Origin of the sequence: Jeotgalibacillus terrae, from assembly GCF_016908195.1 — a bacterium.
GTDB lineage: Bacteria > Bacillota > Bacilli > Bacillales > Jeotgalibacillaceae > Jeotgalibacillus > Jeotgalibacillus terrae.
In genome coordinates, this window is the sequence record NZ_JAFBDK010000002.1 from 218,242 (window position 1) to 236,638 (window position 18,397).

Sequence of the window (18,397 nt, forward strand, 5' to 3'; positions counted from 1 at the left end):
TGCATGCTGCCGAACGTCGCATGTTCGCTAGTGAAGGTCGTATCATGCCGCATGAAGGTCGGATACACCCGGGTTGGCGGTCGTATACCAGCTCGCGAAGGTCGTATCAGCAGCGGCGAAGGTCGTGACCGCACCTTTTGAACACAGCAACCCGCCCTCGTGATGCTTTTGAGAAACTAAAGGCTTGTTTCCGAAGGGCATTCAGGGCGGTTTCGTTGTGGGGCGAGCGCGGTTGCAGTGTTTTAGCCAGTGGCTGTTGTATTTTCCTCCGTATCTGCACGATACGCCCGGGTTGATTGCAGTATATACAGCCGCAAATGTCGTGTATGCACCCGCAGATGTAGTTAGGCCATAAGCGGTTGCGGCGGCAACCCCGATCCAGCCACTCTTCCCAAAAAACGAAAAAAAGCAGTATACCTACGCCTCTGCGTGTGTATACTGCTTTTATAAACGTATAATTAGTTAGAAGTTCGTGATGTATAAGAATAAGAAGTATGAGTTCAGTAAAATTATACGCGCACTGCTGTTGCAGCTGCTTCTGCTCTAGCTTCTGTCTCTTCACTTACACGTTCTACATTTGCACCAAGTGCCACAAGCTTTTTGTGGAAGTTCACGTAGCCGCGGTCAAGGTGTTTTAGTTCAGTTACCTGTGTGTAACCGTCTGCTACAAGTCCTGCGAGGATAAGTGCTGCGCCTGCTCTAAGGTCAGTTGCTGCAACTTCTGCTCCCTGCAGATCGCTTGGTCCGTTCATAATTGTTGAACGTCCTTCGATTTTTACATTCGCATTCATGCGGCGGAATTCTTCAACGTGCATGAAGCGGTTTTCAAATACTGTTTCAGTAATAACGCCAGTTCCGTTAGCCGTCAGCATAAGCGCCATCATCTGTGACTGCATATCTGTCGGGAATCCAGGATGTGGCATTGTTTTGATATCGACTGACTTCAGGTCACCATGTCCGATGACACGTACGCCTTCGTTTTCCTCGATGACAGTAACGCCCATTTCCTTCAGCTTTGCAATGACTGATGCTGAATGTTCAGGTACTGCGTTTTCGATCAGTACGTTACCTTCAGTGATTGCTGCTGCGATCATGAATGTGCCTGCTTCAATACGGTCTGGAATAATTGTGTGTTCTGCGCCGTGAAGCTCTTCCACACCTTCAATTCGGATTGTATCTGTACCTGCACCTTTGATTTTAGCACCCATTTTGTTCATATAGTTTGCCATATCTACGATTTCAGGTTCTTTTGCACAGTTCTCAATGACTGTTGTACCTTCTGCAAGTGTTGCTGCTGCCATGATGTTTTCAGTGGCACCTACACTCGGGAAGTCCAGATAGATTTTTGCGCCTTTCAGACGTCCGTCTGTTTTTGCTTCAATAAAGCCGTTACCAACATTTACTTCAGCACCCATCGCTTCGAACCCTTTCAGGTGAAGGTCAATTGGTCTTGAACCGATTGCACAGCCTCCTGGAAGTGCCACTCTTGCATGACCATTTCTTGCAAGTAGTGGTCCCATAACCTGTACTGATGCACGCATCTTACGTACATATTCAAATGGTGCTTCCGGTGCAAGATCGCTGCTTGCGTCCACGATCAGTTTGTTTTCTTCCTTTGAATAACTAACCTCAGCATTTAGATGTGTCAGTACCTGATTGATGGTTGATACATCTGATAGTGCAGGGACTTCAAGTAAAGTGCTTTTACCTTTGCCTGCTAATAGTGCTGCTGCTAAAATTGGAAGAACTGCGTTTTTAGCACCTTCCACTTTGACTGAACCTTGCAGCTTGTTACCGCCGCGTACGATGATTTTTTCCAAGTGAGTTCCCCTCCGCGTCTTCATTCTCATAATACTATTCATATTCAACGTTAGTGACTGAAGTGATATCATCCTCTTCAATCGCGCAATTGGCTACATTCAATAATTGTCTCAGATACAAGTAAACTTTTAAAAAACTAAAACATTACAAATCGTATCATTCTAAAACTCTTTAATACAAGAGAAGAAAGTCATGATTCATGGCAATTTGACATTTATTTCACATGCCATATTTTTTATATCGGCTAATTCGACAGCCTTTATACAATTTCTTCGTTCTCTTATATATGAAGAGTTCAAGATAGCCCCCGTAGGTTTGATGGGCATATGCTTGACTATTCCACAACATTCTAAAGTTAAACCATTTCTTCCTTATTTGGTAGCGAAAAAATTCACATTTATTGAAAAAAGTGAGTTTTCTATATATGAAAACCTTTACATTATGTCTATATTGTGTCTAAAAAAGTAATGGCAATTGTTGTGACCATGTTGTATAAGATAAGAAGAAATTTGCTACTGTTGATCCGATTGCAATACTGACTAGAATGAACAGGACCCTTGCCTGAAGTACCCGGTTTGGCCGGATCGCTTTGTCAAAACGAAGTGCCTGCATGGACCAGAATGTCAGTCCGATAAAGATTAAATGTATGAACATGCTGAGTAATGCATGCTGTCCAAATTCCGCCATGTCCCGACTCCTTTCTGCCAACCTTGACATTCTATCAAACTATTCTCGGATTTCCATGAGAATGTGTCCGTAGTTTGTGAAAATGCTCATAAAGTATGATGTCAGTCCTCTTGAAAGAAACTGAACTAATAAAAAACCGGCCCCTGTACCGGCCTGGCATAGAAGCCATTCCGGGGAGGGTGCCGGTTGAATCAGTTACATTCTGTTTTCGTATACATCAATGCGGTTCATTGCACGGCGAAGTGCAAGTTCTGCGCGTTTGAAGTCAACGTTGTCCTGTTTGGCCTGCAGAAGGCTCTCTGCCCGCTGCTTGGCTTCTTTTGCACGGTCGATATCAATCTCAGTTGCCGGCTCTGCAGCCTGTGCTAAGATTGTCACCTGCTCAGGGCGGACTTCCAGGAAGCCTCCGGTTACTGCAACAAGATCTGTACGTCCTTCTTTTTTCAGACGGACCGCACCGATCTCAAGCGGTGCAACCATTGGGATATGCCCTGCTAAAATGCCGAGCTCCCCACTCTGAGCTTTTGTGCTCACCATTTCTACAGCAGACTCGTACACAGGGCCATCGGGAGTAACGATATTGACGTTAACGGTCTTCATTTTTTTCCCTCCTGGTCCCTAATTATACTTCTACGCCCATCTTCTTAGCAGATTCAAGTACTTCTTCAATGCGTCCTACAAGACGGAATGCATCTTCTGGAAGGTGGTCGTATTTACCGGCAAGAATGTCTTTGAATCCTGCAATTGTTTCTTTAACAGGAACATAAGAACCTTTCTGACCTGTAAACTGTTCTGCTACGTGGAAGTTTTGTGACAGGAAGAACTGGATACGACGTGCGCGTCCAACGATCATCTTGTCTTCTTCCTGAAGCTCATCCATACCAAGGATGGCAATGATATCCTGAAGCTCTTTGTAACGCTGAAGCGTCTGCTGAACTTCACGTGCTACACTGTAGTGCTCTTCTCCAACGATCTCAGGAGAAAGTGCGCGTGATGTTGAAGCAAGCGGGTCAACGGCTGGGTAGATACCCATTTCAGAAAGCTTACGCTCAAGGTTTGTTGTTGCATCAAGGTGGGCGAATGTTGTCGCCGGTGCAGGGTCAGTATAGTCATCGGCAGGTACGTAGATCGCCTGGATCGATGTTACTGAACCAACATTTGTCGACGTGATACGCTCTTGAAGCTGACCCATTTCAGTTGCAAGTGTCGGCTGGTAACCAACGGCTGATGGCATACGGCCAAGTAGTGCTGATACCTCAGAACCTGCCTGCGTGAAACGGAAGATATTATCGATGAACAGAAGTACGTCCTGTCCCTGCTCATCACGGAAGAATTCTGCCATTGTCAGACCTGACAGGGCAACACGCATACGCGCACCCGGCGGCTCGTTCATCTGACCGAATACCATCGCTGTTTTCTTGATAACGCCTGAATCTGTCATCTCGTGGAAAAGGTCATTTCCTTCACGAGTACGCTCTCCAACACCGGCGAATACCGAGATACCGCCGTGCTCTTGTGCGATGTTGTTGATCAGTTCCTGAATCAGTACGGTTTTACCAACACCGGCTCCTCCGAAGAGACCGATTTTACCACCCTTGATATATGGAGCAAGCAGGTCTACTACTTTGATTCCAGTCTCAAGGATTTCTGTGTCAGTTGAAAGTTGTTCGAATGTTGGTGCTGTACGGTGAATTGGGTCACGCTGAACGCTTGCATCTACATCTCCTGCAAGGTCAATCGCTTCTCCAAGTACGTTGAATACGCGTCCAAGTGTCGCATCTCCAACAGGAACAGTGATTGGCGAACCAAGGTCCGTTACTTCTGCTCCACGCTGAATGCCGTCTGTGGAGGACATCGCAATGGTACGAACAGCATCATCACCAAGGTGAAGCGCTACTTCTAACGTTAGTACATCTGCTTCTGCTGAGCCTGATGCTACTGTTAGAGCGTTATAAATGTCAGGCAGTTGGCCATTGTCAAACTTAATGTCAACAACTGGACCCATGACCTGTAAAACGCGTCCTTTATTCATCATTTTCCCTCCTAGCTTGCTTATGGAAGCCGAGCGGGAAAGCCCGGCTAAACTTAATGTGTCTTTCATAACGAGAGATTGACCTCCGTTCAGGGCGAACGCTTTCCGCGGGGAGGGCGGTGAGCCTCCTCAGGCTTCGCCTTGCGGGGTCTCACCTTTCCCTCTTATCCCGCTGGAGTCGTCGCCCTTCTCTCCGGTCAACTCTCTGGGTAAGTCTTCATACTATCCCGACTGAGCTGTCTTACAAACAGTCAGTGCTGGAAGTAGATTAGTCTTCTAACGCCGCGGCGCCGCCGACGATTTCGGTGATTTCCTGAGTGATCGCGGCCTGGCGGGCACGGTTGTATGATAATGATAGTGAATCGATAAGCTCTTTGGCGTTGTCCGTTGCACTCTTCATTGCTGTCATACGGGCAGCGTGTTCACTTGCTTTTCCGTCAAGCAGTGCGCCGTAGATCAGGCTTTCTGCATATTGTGGTAAAAGCACTTCAAGGATTGCTTCAGGTGACGGTTCAAACTCATAAGATGTCATGCTGCCTGTTTCAGCTGCTACATCTGTCAGAGGGAGAACCTTCTTCTCTGTTACTTCCTGTGAAATTGCGCTGACGAAGTGGTTGTAGTACATGTAAAGCTCGTCAAAAGCTTCATCTGCATACATACCCACTGCTTTCCCCGTAATTTCTTTAATATCAGCAAAGCTTGGCTGGTCGGGTAACCCAATGATGCTATCGATGATATTCATGCCTTTTTTAGCAAAGAAGTCACGTCCTACACGTCCGACTGCAAGGATGACATACTCATCTTTGCTTGAGTGACGGCTGTTGATCGCATTCATTGCTGAACGGATTACGTTGGAGTTATAAGCTCCTGCAAGTCCTCTGTCAGATGTGATGACGAGATAAGCTGTCTTTTTCACCGGGCGTGTGCTCAGCATCGGGTGTGATGCGTCTTTCGCGCCTGTTGCAATGGAAGCAACCACTTCCTGAATTTTATTCATGTAAGGGTTGAATGATTTCGCGTTATCCTCTGCACGGGACAGTTTGGATGCGGATACCATCTCCATTGCTTTTGTGATCTGACTTGTCTTTTTCGTCGACGTGATTCTGTTTTTAATATCGCGTAACGATGCCACTGGTTCTCACCACCCTTTAAAGTTGAATTGCCGGTTTAATTATTCGCTTTTAGCAAAAGTCTTTTTGAATCCGTTGATTGCTGCTTCCATATCACTGTCTTCAGGCAGACCTTGCGTTGTGCGGATGTGATCCAGCAGTTCTTTGTGGTTTTGATCCATCCAGCTTAGGAATTCGTTTTCGAAACGGCGAATATCTTCTACTGGGATATCATCAAGGTGTCCTTTAGTTAATGAGTAAAGGATCATTACCTGTTTTTCTACTTTAAGCGGCTTGTTCAGGTCCTGCTTCAGTACTTCAACAGTACGTGCACCACGGTTCAGTTTTGCCTGAGTTGCTTTATCAAGGTCAGAACCGAACTGCGCGAATGCTTCAAGCTCACGGTATGCTGCAAGGTCAAGACGCAGTGTACCGGATACCTTCTTCATCGCTTTGATCTGTGCAGATCCACCAACACGGGATACTGAAAGACCGGCGTTAATCGCAGGACGTACACCCGAGAAGAATAGATCTGACTGAAGGAAGATCTGTCCATCAGTGATTGAGATTACGTTCGTTGGAATGTAAGCTGAGATATCCCCTGCCTGTGTTTCAACGAATGGTAGGGCTGTGATTGAACCTGAGCCCAATGTTTCATTCAGCTTCGCTGCACGCTCAAGAAGGCGGCTGTGAAGGTAGAATACGTCACCAGGATATGCTTCACGACCTGGAGGACGGCGTAATAGTAGTGAAAGTTCACGGTATGCAGATGCCTGTTTTGTTAAGTCATCATATACAACAAGCACGTGCTTGCCGTTAAGCATGAATTCTTCACCCATTGTTACTCCTGTATAAGGTGCAAGGAATAATAGTGGAGCAGGCTGTGATGCTGATGCCGTTACAACGATTGAGTAATCAAGTGCTCCGTGCTTACGAAGCGTTTCAACTGTACCACGTACTGTTGATTCTTTCTGTCCGATCGCAACGTAGATACAAATCATATCCTGGTCCTTCTGGTTCAGGATTGTATCGATTGCGACAGATGTTTTACCAGTCTGACGGTCACCGATGATCAGCTCACGCTGGCCACGGCCGATTGGAACTAGTGCATCGATCGCTTTGATACCAGTCTGAAGCGGCTCGTGTACTGACTTACGTGCCATTACGCCTGGTGCCGGGCTTTCGATTGGACGTGCTTTAGACGTGTTGATTGGACCAAGTCCATCAACTGGCTGTCCAAGCGGGTTTACTACGCGGCCAATCAGTTCCTCACCAACAGGAACTTCCATGATACGGCCTGTACGGCGAACTTCGTCGCCTTCTTTAATGTCGCGGTATGGTCCAAGGATAATGATACCGACATTGTTCTGCTCAAGGTTTTGCGCCATACCCATAACGCCGTTAGAGAACTCAACAAGCTCTCCAGCCATTACGTTATCAAGGCCATGAGCACGTGCGATACCGTCACCAATTTCGATAACAGTACCAACCTCCGTTACTTCGATATCCGATTGATAGTTTTCAATCTGCTGTTTAATCAGCGCACTGATTTCTTCAGCTTTGATGCTCATGAATGTCACCCCTCATTTCGTGGATCTTATCGTTTCAGTTCACGTTCAAGGCGATTTAGCTTATTGCGAAGGGTGCCGTCAAAAATACGGTTCCCAATGCGGATGCGAATGCCGCCAAGAAGTGCTGAGTCTACGTGATTATGAATGTCAAGACGCTGCTTTCCGACTTTCGGAGCAAATGAAGCAGAGATTGCTTCTTTATCTGCGTCTGATAGTTTTGTTGCTGATGATACGTGTGCAACGGCTGTACCGCGTGCATCAAGTGCACGGTTAATGTATTCATCTGCAAGCTCGACCATCTCATTGTTACGACGGCGGTCAACCAGAATATACATCGTGTTCAGCACGTGCTGTGAAATGCCGCTGAAAGATGTTGAGATCAGCTGCTTTTTCTGTGTCTTTGACCATTTAGGAGACTTAAGAATCTGCGTCAGTTCAGGCGTTTTTACAAACACTTCGCGAACTGTGCGAAGATCTTCTTCAATCTGATCTGTCTGGCCATTCTTTACTGCAAGCTCAAAAAGTGCCTGAGCGTAACGCGCTGCTGCAGTTGATTTGCTCATCGCAGATCCCCTGCCTTTGCAATTGTTTCGTTGATCAGCTGCTGCTGCTCTTCAACTGTCAGTTCTTTTTCAATTACTTTAGAAGCAACAAGTACTGATAGTGTAGCAACCTGCTCGCGAAGTGCTGCAACTGCCTGGTCTTTCTCTGTTTCGATCTCGCGAAGTGTCGCTTCTTTCATACGCTCTGATTCTGCACGCGCTGCAAGAATAATTTCTTCACGCTGTGCATCACCCTGTTTGCGGGCGTTTTCAATCAGTTCCTGCGCATCCTGACGAGCTTCTTTCAAAAGCTGGCGCTGCTCTTCAAGCTGCTGCTTCGCTTCTGTACGGCTTCTTTCAGCCGCTTCGATTTCGCCTGCGATATGGTCTTCACGCTGTTTCATGATGCCCATTAATGGACCCCATGCGAATTTCTTGAGTAAAAATAGTAGTATAAGGAACATCGCTAATTGGAAAAGGATGTCTCCTTCACTGAAGCCGCCGGCCCCAAGTACAAATGCATCAAGTGTGAACACGCTCGTTTCACTCCCTTCAGAAGTCAGTCAAATACGGAAAGTTTCATATAAATTAAGATGTCCGTTGATTTCCGCTGCGGACGGGCGCTTTCCGCGGGGACGGCGGTGAGCCTCCTCGAGCTTCGCTCTGCGGGGTCTCACCTGTCCGTCTGCTCCCGCTGGAGTCGCCCGTCCTCCGCTTCAATCAACTACTGCAGATATTTCTGATACTTTTAAGTTTAATTAAGGTGTTCTGTAAAAAATGGCGAAGCATGTCACGATGTGATCTTCGCCATTTTATGAGAAATATTATTGACCTTGTACGATGAACGCGATAACTACTGCGATGATCGGAACGGCCTCAACTAGTGCTACCCCGATGAACATTGTTGTTTGAAGCATACCACGTGCTTCTGGCTGGCGAGCCATACCTTCTACTGTTTTAGATACGATCATACCGTTACCGATACCTGCACCTAGTGCTGCTAAACCTACTGCTAGTGCTGCTGCTAAAAGACCAATTGAACCTGTCATTTGGATATATCCTCCTTAGTGTGGGTAAATAATTTTTGTTTTTAATGTTTGTTCAGTAACTGAACAGGTAAATATATTAATGGTCAGAGCTCACTTTGTGCGCCATATAAACCATCGTTAACATTACGAAAATGAATGCCTGGATTGCTCCGATGAATACTGAGAAACCAAGCCATGCAAGCGTTGGTATAACCGCTGCAAGGTGCCCCCAGAAGCCTGCTGCCAGACTTCCTGCAAGAAGACCAAGTAAGATCTCACCTGCATAGATGTTACCGTAAAGACGCAAACCAAGCGTTAGCGTGTTTGCAAATTCTTCAATAATCTTAAGCGGGAATAAGAAACCCATTGGACGGAAAAAGTCTTTTCCATATTCGCTGAAGCCTTTCATGCGTATGCCATAGTAATGTGTCAGCGCAATTACCATAACGGCAAGCGTCATTGTAACGATTGGATCCGCTGTTGGTGATTTCCACCAGAGATAGTGATCATATGTAATCGCAAATGGTAAACCTAAAAAGTTTGAAATTGCAACGTACATAATGAGTGTAATCCCTAGAATGTGAAAGCTCCCCCCGGTTTTCCAATCCATGTTACTCTTAATGATGTTCCGCACAAAATCCATGATCCACTCCATAAAGTTCTGCATCCCTGTCGGCTTCATGGCCAGGGCACGCGTGGATATGAACGCAATCAGAAAGACAATTGCAGATGCGACGGTAATCATTAAGACATTGGAGAGATTAAAGGTCAGCCCCAAAAATTCTGCTAATGGCGCTTCATGATTCATTTATTTCACCTCTCTTCCCGCTTTTTGTGTAGGACTTGCTGCAATAAATAATCTATCATAATGACGAAATAAACCATCATTAATCCAAATACAGTGGAAATCAAATGAATGAGATCCGGAAATTCCAGTGCAATGAGCACCGCTACTCCTGCTGAAGCCATTCGTGATAATGTTCCAAGCGAACGTACTTTTCTGCCTTCATCCACCGCGCGGTTAAACTTTTCCATTCTGTTCTTCATTAGCCAGAGATTAAGAAGGCTGAAAGAAGTTCCCAGTATAAGACCTAAGAATACATCCGGAAAAGGGCTAAAGCCAAAACCGATAGCGAAAATCGATAACAAGTATAATATGTACTTGGTGTACCGTAAAAAATGCTTACTGATGTCGGGCATTTAAGCTACTCTCCTGAGTCGAATTGTTTCACTGTGCGAAGCATCGCATAGATTCCTGCTGATAAACCCAGAAGTAATCCGATGATCATAAACAGCGGTTCTGAATCCAGACGGTGATCAAGCCACCGGCCACCGAAAATTCCGGCGAGTATGGAACCAGTTAGTTGTGACAGAATGGCCGAATACAGGGCCATCGCATAGAACGGACGTCTTGACTGACGCATGAGTGCATCCTCACAATCTGAGAATGGAATTGAGGGCGGATATATAAGGGTTTTCGAGACATTTCAACAACCTATGAAAACCTTATCATTATACCCTTTAAAAGCATACAATAGGCACTAAATGATGTCAACGCGATCTCGACAAAAAGTTCATTAGATCACATATAGATTTTTCTGCGTTCACATTTTTGACAAACCGGTTTTTTAGGTGGTTCGTGAGAGTTGTTTTTTGATGTGGGATGTGTCCTGATCCGGAGTTGAATCGGTGTATGGCTGGACGGTCCGGGTGGCAGGGTTTTAGTATGAACGGAGTGTTACTGTGGGTGGGTTAATTCTTACACCTTTGCTGGACATTCGATCATGTTTTTGATTATATCTACCACCTTCCATTTTATTCAACTTTTGGACGTGACGCGGTTGATATTTCTATGGGCTCCTGGAATATATCTATCACCTTTCACAATTATTCATTCACCTTTCAATTTTATCTCACCTTGCCCAAACAAAATCCCGCCCCTAACCCAGGAGCGGGATTTCTCTTACACGCGGAACGTATCCGGGCGCTGGTCTGTTTCTTTAAAATAGTAGCGGATCGCTTCTGCAATGCGGGCAGATGCTTTGCCGTCACCGTATGGGTTTGATGCTTTTGACATTGCTTCATAGGCAGCATCGTCAGTCAGCAGTTCAGTTGCCATGTTATAAATCTGCTCTTCTTCGATTCCTGCAAGCTTCAGCGTCCCTGCTGCAATCCCTTCCGGACGTTCAGTTGTATCCCGCAGCACGAGTACCGGCACACCAAGTGACGGTGCTTCTTCCTGCACGCCGCCTGAATCAGTCAGAATCAGATGTGCTTTTGAAGCGAAATTGTGGAAATCGATTACATCAAGCGGGTCGATCAGATGAATGCGGTCGTCTCCGCCAAGAATCTCCTGAGCGATTTCACGTACAGCAGGGTTCAGGTGCACAGGATAGACGACCTGGACATCCCTTTGTCCTTCAACGACGCGCTTGATTGCACGGAACATATTTTTCATCGGCTCGCCGAGATTTTCCCTGCGGTGCGCTGTCACCAGAATCAAACGGTCTCCGTTCAGACGGTCAAGAATATCACTCTGATACGCTTCATTTACAGTGGTAGACAGTGCATCGATCGCTGTGTTACCAGTGACAAAGATCTTTTCTTCAGGCTTATTTTCCTGAATAAGATTGTCAGCAGACTGTTCGGTCGGCGCAAAATGCAGGTCTGCCATGACGCCTGTCAGCTGGCGGTTCATTTCCTCAGGGTACGGTGAATATTTGTTCCACGTACGCAGGCCGGCTTCTACGTGACCCACTGCGATCTGATTGTAAAATGCCGCAAGTCCTGCGACAAATGTTGTCGTCGTATCACCGTGGACAAGTACGATATCAGGCTTTGTCTCTTTCATAATTCGGTCGAGCCCTTCAAGCGCACGCGTTGTAATGCCTGTGAGCGTCTGACGGTCTTTCATAATATTCAAATCGTGATCCGGTGTGATACCGAAAATGTCCATTACCTGATCGAGCATTTGGCGATGCTGGGCAGTGACGGTCACGATCGGTTCGAAATGTGCACTCTGTTTTTTGAGTTCTAAGACAAGTGGTGCCATTTTAATAGCTTCAGGTCTCGTGCCAAAGATTGTCATGACTTTAATACGTTTTGACATGATTGTCTCCTTTACTGATGAGAACGATTTATTTTGTGCCGAATAGTCTATCGCCTGCGTCTCCAAGACCAGGAACGATATACCCTTTTTCATTCAGTTTTTCATCAAGTGCTGCGATATAAATATCTACATCGTCGTGCTCTTTTTTAATTTCCTCAACGCCTTCAGGAGCTGCTACAAGGCATAGGAACTTAATATTTTTCGCACCGCGCTTTTTCAGGGAGTTGATCGCTTCAACTGCTGATCCGCCTGTTGCAAGCATCGGGTCTACAAGAATGAAGTCACGCTCTTCAACGTCTGAAGGCAGCTTCACGTAGTATTCAATCGGCTTTAATGTTTCAGGGTCACGGTAAAGACCAACGTGTCCAACCTTAGCAGCCGGAATCATCTTCAGAATACCGTCCACCATGCCGATTCCTGCACGCAGGATCGGGACGATCGCAAGCTTCTTACCTGAAAGTACTTTTCCTTTTGTTTCGCTTACCGGTGTCTTGAGATCAATTTCCTCCATTGGAAGGTCGCGTGTGATTTCAAACGCCATTAATGTTGCCACTTCATCTACAAGCTCACGAAAATCCTTTGTTCCTGTCTGTACATCACGGATATGAGTCAGCTTATGCTGAATCAGTGGATGATCAAATACGTATACTTTTCCCACACCTGTCACTCCTTTTATATAGGTTTTGCAAGACACCGCAGATTCTTTACATGGGGGACTGAGCTTTCCTGCCCCCGGGCGGGAGTCTCCGTCCCCCACTACAATAATCTGCTGAGTTTGGTTAAAATGATCGTCTGCAAAACACTTATGTAAATTTAATTTCATCTTATTTATTATAAAGCAAATCCTTACGAAAGTTATCATACTTGCAGGTTTTTTACAAGAAAGGTTCGTATGATGTATGGGAAATGTTATGGAACAGTAATTGTACTGAATATTTTGGTGGTTTTGCCGGTCCTGCTGAAGGGGCTGGCGACTTGTTCCTATTTTTACTTAGGAGGTAGCAATCCTCCCTGGAGTTGTAGCGATACGCCCGGAAAATTGTCGTCTTCCGAATGACACAGGTAGTCATTCCCTATTTATGATGTCCTGTAATCCAAACTAAATGCAACCGCCGCTCCCTCTTCGTGCCTTTCAAAACTCAAAAAGACTGCCCGTAAAGGACAGTCTCCGTTTCTTATTCGTATAGTGCAAAGCGGCTTGTGATTTCTTCAACTTTTGCTGAAGCTTCTTTCAGCTTTGCTTCGTCTTCATGGTTTTTCAGCACGTCTGCGATCAGTGCTGCAATTTCTTCCATTTCTTTTTCCTTGAAGCCGCGTGATGTGACAGCTGGCGTTCCGATACGGATACCGCTTGTGACGAACGGGCTTTCAGGGTCGAATGGAATTGTGTTTTTGTTGACTGTAATGCCGATGTCATCAAGTACTTTTTCCGCTACTTTACCAGTCAGGTTCAGTGAGCGCAGATTTACAAGTACGAGGTGATTATCAGTACCGTCTGAGACGATATCAATACCATTTTGCTTGAATGCTTCTGCCATCGCTTTTGCATTTTTAACAACCTGGTCAATGTAATCTTTAAAGTCCGGCTGCTGTGCTTCACCGAATGCAACTGCTTTCGCTGCGATCACGTGCATAAGCGGTCCACCCTGAACGCCAGGGAAAATGGACTTATCGATCTTTTTCGCGAATTCTTCTTTACAAAGAATCATGCCGCCGCGCGGTCCGCGAAGCGTTTTGTGCGTAGTTGTTGTGACGAAATGGGCGTGCGGCACAGGAGATGGATGTGCACCAGTTGCAACAAGTCCTGCGATATGCGCCATATCAACCATTAAGTAAGCGTCCACTTCATCAGCGATTTCACGGAATTTCGCAAAATCGATTGTACGTGAATATGCACTTGCACCTGCTACGATCATCTTCGGCTTATGCTCAAGCGCTTTTTGACGGACATCCTCATAATCGATGCGCTCGTCTTTTTCACCTACACCGTATTCTACGAAATTATATAGTTCACCACTGAAGTTTACCGGACTTCCGTGCGTTAAATGACCTCCATGAGACAGGTTCATACCAAGTACAGTATCACCCGGCTTCAGTACAGAAAAATAAACAGCCATATTTGCCTGTGCACCTGAGTGCGGCTGAACGTTCGCATGCTCTGCGCCGAAAATTTCCTTCGCGCGGTCGCGTGCCAGATTTTCAGCTACATCGACGTGCTCACACCCGCCATAGTAACGGCGGCCTGGGTAACCTTCTGCATATTTGTTGGTAAGTACAGATCCTTGCGCTTCCATGACTGCTTCACTAACGAAATTCTCTGATGCGATCAGCTCAATTTTCGTGCGCTGACGCTTCAGTTCATCCTGCATTGCTTCGAATAATGCCTGATCCTGCTGTTGAATCTTGTTCATTGTGAATCCTCCCTCATGTCCCGGGACTGTTCCCGTCTTTGGTCAAAAATCTTCTTCATCTTATCATGTTTTTTACGAATGTGAAAATGCTCTTTTTGACAAAAAGGGCATTGTTATGCGCTTACATCTTAATGTTTATGAGAAATATAGAGCGGAATGTTCTTTTTTGATATTTCATTTTTTAATTCTTGAGTTGCTGATTCCCAGCGAATCAGATCAAATTTTAAAAGTGTAGGAACCTCTTCAATCTTTTCAGTTAATTCCAGCCACTGTTTTTGATTTAAACGTGGTGCAATAATGGCAATATCAATATCAGAACGCTTATCTTCATCACCATGAGCTCTTGATCCGAATAGTAGAAGCTGATCGACAGGATAAGTTTCAGCGATCTTTACAAGCTCATTTTCAATATGCTTTGAAAGCATGTTATCCCTCCTGAAATTTACTCTTCAAAAACTTAAATACTGCTTTCATCTCAGGAAAATAGCTGTGAATATTTGAAAGGATCTCCCGGGCCAAATCTTCATTATAAGTATGGGAGGTTTCATTTCTGTCTTTTAGCATTTGAAGCCACGCCTCTTCGTCATTTAACCACTCCGCTTTAAAAGCTTCTTTTAACGTTTCTCTTGGCGTCTTTGCTTCGATCCCTTCTGATTGAAGACACCTTTTAAGGGTTTTCCAATATAAATTAATCGCAAGCTCAAAACGATGTATTGTTCCATCTATCATCAAAAGGTCATTCTTATGTTCAGTCAGTGCTTCCTCAAGTTTGGAAAGAGCCAATGATAAGTTTTCAATATTCTTCTCAAGCTTCCTATCCATTTTAAATTAACTCCAAATTTTTATACTTATTCTAACTAAAAAACAACCGGCCTCCACAGACCGGTTGCTTCCACATCTATTCAAGTTCATACACAGCCCGTACCCCGCCAATGAGTTTTGGTCTGGTCCGCGCGAGTGTGATATGGGCTTCTCCTAATGATTTCACAGAAACTCTTATCGGGACAGCAACAGGTTTTAAATGCATGCCAATCAGCGTATCACCGATATCAATTCCGCCGTGTGCCTGGATCCGCTCAACAGCTACCGGATCTTTCATATGACGGTAAGCATAAGATGCCATCGCACCGCCCGCTTTGCGAACCGGCACAACCGTTACATCTTCAAGATTGTATCTTTCAGCAGCTTCACGCTCAATGATCAGCGCACGGTTGATATGCTCACAGCCCTGAAACGCAAGGTGAACCCCTGTTTCTGCAGCAAATGTCTCAAACGCTTTATAAAGTGCCTCCGCGACTTCGTCTGTTCCCGACGTTCCGATTTTACGGCCAATCACTTCAGACGTTGAACAGCCGATAACAAAAAGCTGTCCGCTTTTTAATGATGCCTGCTCCTGATATTCTCTCAGGATCTGCAGCAGTTCCTGATTCATCGCACGCCCTTCTTTCTGTTTAACTTTACTGAAGCGGGCTGGTGATTTCCGTTCCAGGCGGAAGCTTTCCGCGGCCGGGCGGTGAGCCATCAGGCTGCGCCTGTCCCACCTGTCCCTTCCTGCCGCAGGAGTCACCGCCTTACACTCCAATCACCAGCTGTAAATGTACAAAGAATTGCTTCGTTAAAGCGTTTGTTTAAAATTATTTGGACTCATATTCAGTCATTTTATTAATACGATTTTCATGACGTCCGCCTTCGAAATCTTCCTGAAGCCAGATCGATGCAATTTCCCGTGCAAGTCCAGGTCCGATCACACGCTCGCCCATCGCAAGCATATTCGAATTGTTATGCCCCCGCGTTGCTTTTGCGCTGAACGTGTCATGCACAAGTGCACAGCGGATGCCTTTAACTTTATTGGCTGCAATACTCATGCCAATCCCCGTTCCGCAGATCAGAATTCCGCGGTCAAAGTCACCTGCAGCCACTTTCTCAGCAACCGGCAGTGCATAATCCGGATAGTCCACAGACCCTTCACAATCGCAGCCAAAGTCCTCAAATTCGATATTCAATTCGTTTAAAAGATCTGCAATTTCCTTACGCAGATTCGTGCCACCATGATCTGATGCTAATGCGACTTTCATATTAAAATCCTCCCTGTTCCTGTTTCGTTAGATTTTCCAGCATGCTGTCCATTAACCTGTTCAGTTCGTTAAAAGTGGAGCGGTAAACCTCAACCGGTCCGCCATACGGATCCGATACATCCAGCCCGCGCTCTGACGAAAATTCCTTCAGAGTAAAAATGCGGTCTGCCGCAAAAGGAAACTGCTCCATCAGCATCGCCTTATGCGCACTCGTCATCGCAAATACGTAATCTGCCCAATGCACATCGTCCTGTGTGACAGAATGCGAGCGGTGATTGTGCTTCAATCCATGCTCGTCCAGCACCTGCTGTGCATTGTGTGACGCCATTCCGCCTTCCATCGCGAACAGACCTGCTGAACGCACCTCAATCTGCGGTTCTTCTCTATGATTTAAAATTGCCTCAGCCATCGGACTCCGGCAAGTATTCCCTGTACAAATAAATAAAATCCTCATGAAAACGACCCCTTTTTAGGATTTTCATTACCTCTATAGTTTATCACAAATTGGACACGTTTTCTTTTTGGAGGTGTCAGGGGAGAAGCGAGTCGCAGCAGCTGCGGGTGCATATACTGCAGCTGCGGCTGTATACACTGCAATCAAACCGGGTGTATCATGCAACTGCGCAGCCACATAGTACAACCACCAGCCAAAACACTGCAACCACGGCCCGCGCGCAGCGAAGCCGCCCTTCATGACCTTAAGAAACAAGCCTCTAGTTTCTTAAAAGCATTAAGAGGATTAGTCTCTGTGATTCAGTTGTTGCGGTCACGACCTTCGCCGCGGCTGATACGACCTTCGCGAGACGGCATACGACCTTCAACCCGGGTGTATCCGACCTCCACGCGGCCTGATACGACCTTCATCAGCGAATATGCGACGTCCGGCAGCACGCCCGAAGACACTGAAGACCCGGGACAGTCCCCACACACTTCACTCCCCCGCGCCAAAACAAAAAGACCCGGCTCTGCCGGGTCTACTTTAATGGTCCGCTGCTTTCTCTGACTAGAAGGGTGGTTGGCAGGACAACTTTTTTGGCGATTTTGCGTTTGGATGTGAGCTGGTCGAGCAGCAGATCAACAGCTGCTTCGCCCATATATTCTGTATGAACCTGGATGGTTGTCAGTGACGGCTGCAGGTAACGTGACATTTCGATGTCGTTGAATCCGACGACTGAGACCTGTTCAGGAACCCGTACCCCTTTTTCATGAAGTGCCCGCATGGCACCGATCGCCATTGAATCACTTCCCATGATAAAAGCGGTTGGACCGTTTTCAAGCCTGAGTGCTTCCTTCATCATTGTGTAGCCGTCTGCTGCCGTGAACTTACCCGTCCAGATAAATTCCGGGTGGAACGTATGATATAAAGACAGATATTCAAAAAAGGTCGTTTCCCGTTCGTCTTTGACCATTTCGTTATCCTGTACATATTCATGTCCGCCGATGTAGCCGATGCGTTCGTGGCCGTGCCCGATCAGATGCTTCAGGACATCAACCATTGCCGCACGGAAGTCCACTTCGACTGAATCCACATGTTTTGAAGGCGTGAAGTCAACGAGTACGAGATGCGGTGCCCATTCTCTGAAGGTTGAAAGATCTTTTTCACTGAATTTCCCGACTGCGATAATACCGTCTAATGCGGCATCATTTCTGACGCGGTACGTATCTTCATTTTTATACAATTTCACAAGATTCATACCGCGGTCCACGCACGCGCGTTCTACACCAAGTCTGACAGAAAGGTAGTAAGGATCTTCAAGCTCCTGTTCTTCTGAGTACCAGTAAACCAGTCCGACGCGCAGTGTTTTCTGCTTTTTTCCACCGGACTTTCTTTTCGTGCTCTGATAATTAAGTTCCCTGGCAATACCAAGTATTTTTTCACGCGTTTCCACTGTAACCGAAAGCGTTGCGTCATCATTAATGACCCGTGAGACCGTTGCCAGAGAAACGCCTGCTTTTAATGCTATATCTTTTAATGTTGCCATTTACAACCACCCGCCTGTGTCTGATCAGCT

General features: G+C 46.1%; 21 protein-coding genes. All 21 read right to left on the reverse strand.

All coding sequences use genetic code 11. From position 1 onward, the window contains the following. Positions 1-509: 509 nt before the first annotated feature. The 21 genes from murA to JOD21_RS02995 all read right to left on the reverse strand — a co-directional run bounded on the left by murA (position 510) and on the right by JOD21_RS02995 (position 18,367). Positions 510-1,820 (reverse strand): UDP-N-acetylglucosamine 1-carboxyvinyltransferase, encoded by a 1,311-nt coding sequence (gene murA, locus JOD21_RS02895; RefSeq protein ID WP_204728158.1) that lies wholly within the window; start codon positions 1,818-1,820, stop codon positions 510-512. A gap of 457 nt (positions 1,821-2,277) precedes the next feature. Then, complete coding sequence (locus JOD21_RS02900) at positions 2,278-2,508, reverse strand: DUF1146 family protein (RefSeq protein ID WP_204728159.1); 231 nt, start codon at positions 2,506-2,508, stop codon at positions 2,278-2,280. A gap of 195 nt (positions 2,509-2,703) precedes the next feature. Further along, the gene (locus JOD21_RS02905) at positions 2,704-3,108 is read right to left on the reverse strand and encodes a F0F1 ATP synthase subunit epsilon (protein ID WP_204728160.1); all 405 of its coding nucleotides are present in this window, start codon (positions 3,106-3,108) and stop codon (positions 2,704-2,706) included. Positions 3,109-3,130: 22 nt separating this feature from the next. Beyond that, a complete protein-coding gene (gene atpD, locus JOD21_RS02910; RefSeq protein WP_204728161.1) occupies positions 3,131-4,540 on the reverse strand; it encodes a F0F1 ATP synthase subunit beta in 1,410 nt (469 codons plus the stop codon). Positions 4,541-4,808: 268 nt separating this feature from the next. Then, positions 4,809-5,672, reverse strand: a complete 864-nt coding sequence (locus JOD21_RS02915; protein ID WP_204728162.1) for a F0F1 ATP synthase subunit gamma — start codon at positions 5,670-5,672, stop codon at positions 4,809-4,811. A 39-nt stretch (positions 5,673-5,711) separates the two neighbouring features. After that, the gene (gene atpA / locus JOD21_RS02920) at positions 5,712-7,220 is read right to left on the reverse strand and encodes a F0F1 ATP synthase subunit alpha (protein WP_204728163.1); all 1,509 of its coding nucleotides are present in this window, start codon (positions 7,218-7,220) and stop codon (positions 5,712-5,714) included. A gap of 26 nt (positions 7,221-7,246) precedes the next feature. Then, positions 7,247-7,783, reverse strand: coding sequence for a F0F1 ATP synthase subunit delta (locus JOD21_RS02925; RefSeq protein WP_204728164.1), 537 nt, complete (start codon positions 7,781-7,783; stop codon positions 7,247-7,249). Continuing rightward, positions 7,780-8,298, reverse strand: coding sequence for a F0F1 ATP synthase subunit B (gene atpF, locus JOD21_RS02930; protein ID WP_204728165.1), 519 nt, complete (start codon positions 8,296-8,298; stop codon positions 7,780-7,782). Before atpF ends, JOD21_RS02925 begins: the two co-directional genes overlap by 4 nt. A gap of 288 nt (positions 8,299-8,586) precedes the next feature. Then, positions 8,587-8,811, reverse strand: coding sequence for a F0F1 ATP synthase subunit C (gene atpE, locus JOD21_RS02935; protein WP_041123457.1), 225 nt, complete (start codon positions 8,809-8,811; stop codon positions 8,587-8,589). A 76-nt stretch (positions 8,812-8,887) separates the two neighbouring features. Further along, positions 8,888-9,598, reverse strand: a complete 711-nt coding sequence (atpB, locus tag JOD21_RS02940; protein ID WP_041123458.1) for a F0F1 ATP synthase subunit A — start codon at positions 9,596-9,598, stop codon at positions 8,888-8,890. 5 nt (positions 9,599-9,603) lie between these two features. Next, positions 9,604-9,990, reverse strand: a complete 387-nt coding sequence (locus tag JOD21_RS02945; protein ID WP_204728166.1) for an ATP synthase subunit I — start codon at positions 9,988-9,990, stop codon at positions 9,604-9,606. A 5-nt stretch (positions 9,991-9,995) separates the two neighbouring features. Next, positions 9,996-10,214, reverse strand: a complete 219-nt coding sequence (locus tag JOD21_RS02950; RefSeq protein WP_204728167.1) for an AtpZ/AtpI family protein — start codon at positions 10,212-10,214, stop codon at positions 9,996-9,998. Positions 10,215-10,753: 539 nt separating this feature from the next. Continuing rightward, positions 10,754-11,899 carry a non-hydrolyzing UDP-N-acetylglucosamine 2-epimerase gene (gene wecB, locus JOD21_RS02955; protein ID WP_204728168.1) on the reverse strand — a complete coding sequence of 382 codons (1,146 nt, stop codon included), beginning with the start codon at positions 11,897-11,899 and terminating at the stop codon, positions 10,754-10,756. 28 nt (positions 11,900-11,927) lie between these two features. Further along, positions 11,928-12,557: a uracil phosphoribosyltransferase gene (gene upp / locus JOD21_RS02960; protein WP_204728169.1), complete on the reverse strand. Its 630-nt coding sequence runs from the start codon at positions 12,555-12,557 to the stop codon at positions 11,928-11,930. 517 nt (positions 12,558-13,074) lie between these two features. Then, the gene (glyA, locus tag JOD21_RS02965) at positions 13,075-14,310 is read right to left on the reverse strand and encodes a serine hydroxymethyltransferase (RefSeq protein ID WP_204728170.1); all 1,236 of its coding nucleotides are present in this window, start codon (positions 14,308-14,310) and stop codon (positions 13,075-13,077) included. Positions 14,311-14,438: 128 nt separating this feature from the next. Next, a complete protein-coding gene (locus tag JOD21_RS02970) occupies positions 14,439-14,735 on the reverse strand; it encodes a nucleotidyltransferase domain-containing protein (RefSeq protein WP_204728171.1) in 297 nt (98 codons plus the stop codon). Position 14,736: 1 nt separating this feature from the next. Continuing rightward, the gene (locus JOD21_RS02975) at positions 14,737-15,132 is read right to left on the reverse strand and encodes an HI0074 family nucleotidyltransferase substrate-binding subunit (RefSeq protein WP_204728172.1); all 396 of its coding nucleotides are present in this window, start codon (positions 15,130-15,132) and stop codon (positions 14,737-14,739) included. A gap of 76 nt (positions 15,133-15,208) precedes the next feature. Beyond that, complete coding sequence (locus tag JOD21_RS02980) at positions 15,209-15,742, reverse strand: TIGR01440 family protein (protein ID WP_204728200.1); 534 nt, start codon at positions 15,740-15,742, stop codon at positions 15,209-15,211. Positions 15,743-15,944: 202 nt separating this feature from the next. After that, entirely contained in the window at positions 15,945-16,385 is a 441-nt protein-coding gene (rpiB, locus tag JOD21_RS02985) for a ribose 5-phosphate isomerase B (protein WP_204728173.1), read from the reverse strand. 1 nt (position 16,386) lies between these two features. After that, a complete protein-coding gene (locus JOD21_RS02990) occupies positions 16,387-16,839 on the reverse strand; it encodes a low molecular weight protein arginine phosphatase (RefSeq protein WP_204728174.1) in 453 nt (150 codons plus the stop codon). 520 nt (positions 16,840-17,359) lie between these two features. Further along, entirely contained in the window at positions 17,360-18,367 is a 1,008-nt protein-coding gene (locus JOD21_RS02995) for a LacI family DNA-binding transcriptional regulator (protein WP_204728175.1), read from the reverse strand. Positions 18,368-18,397 lie beyond the last annotated feature (30 nt).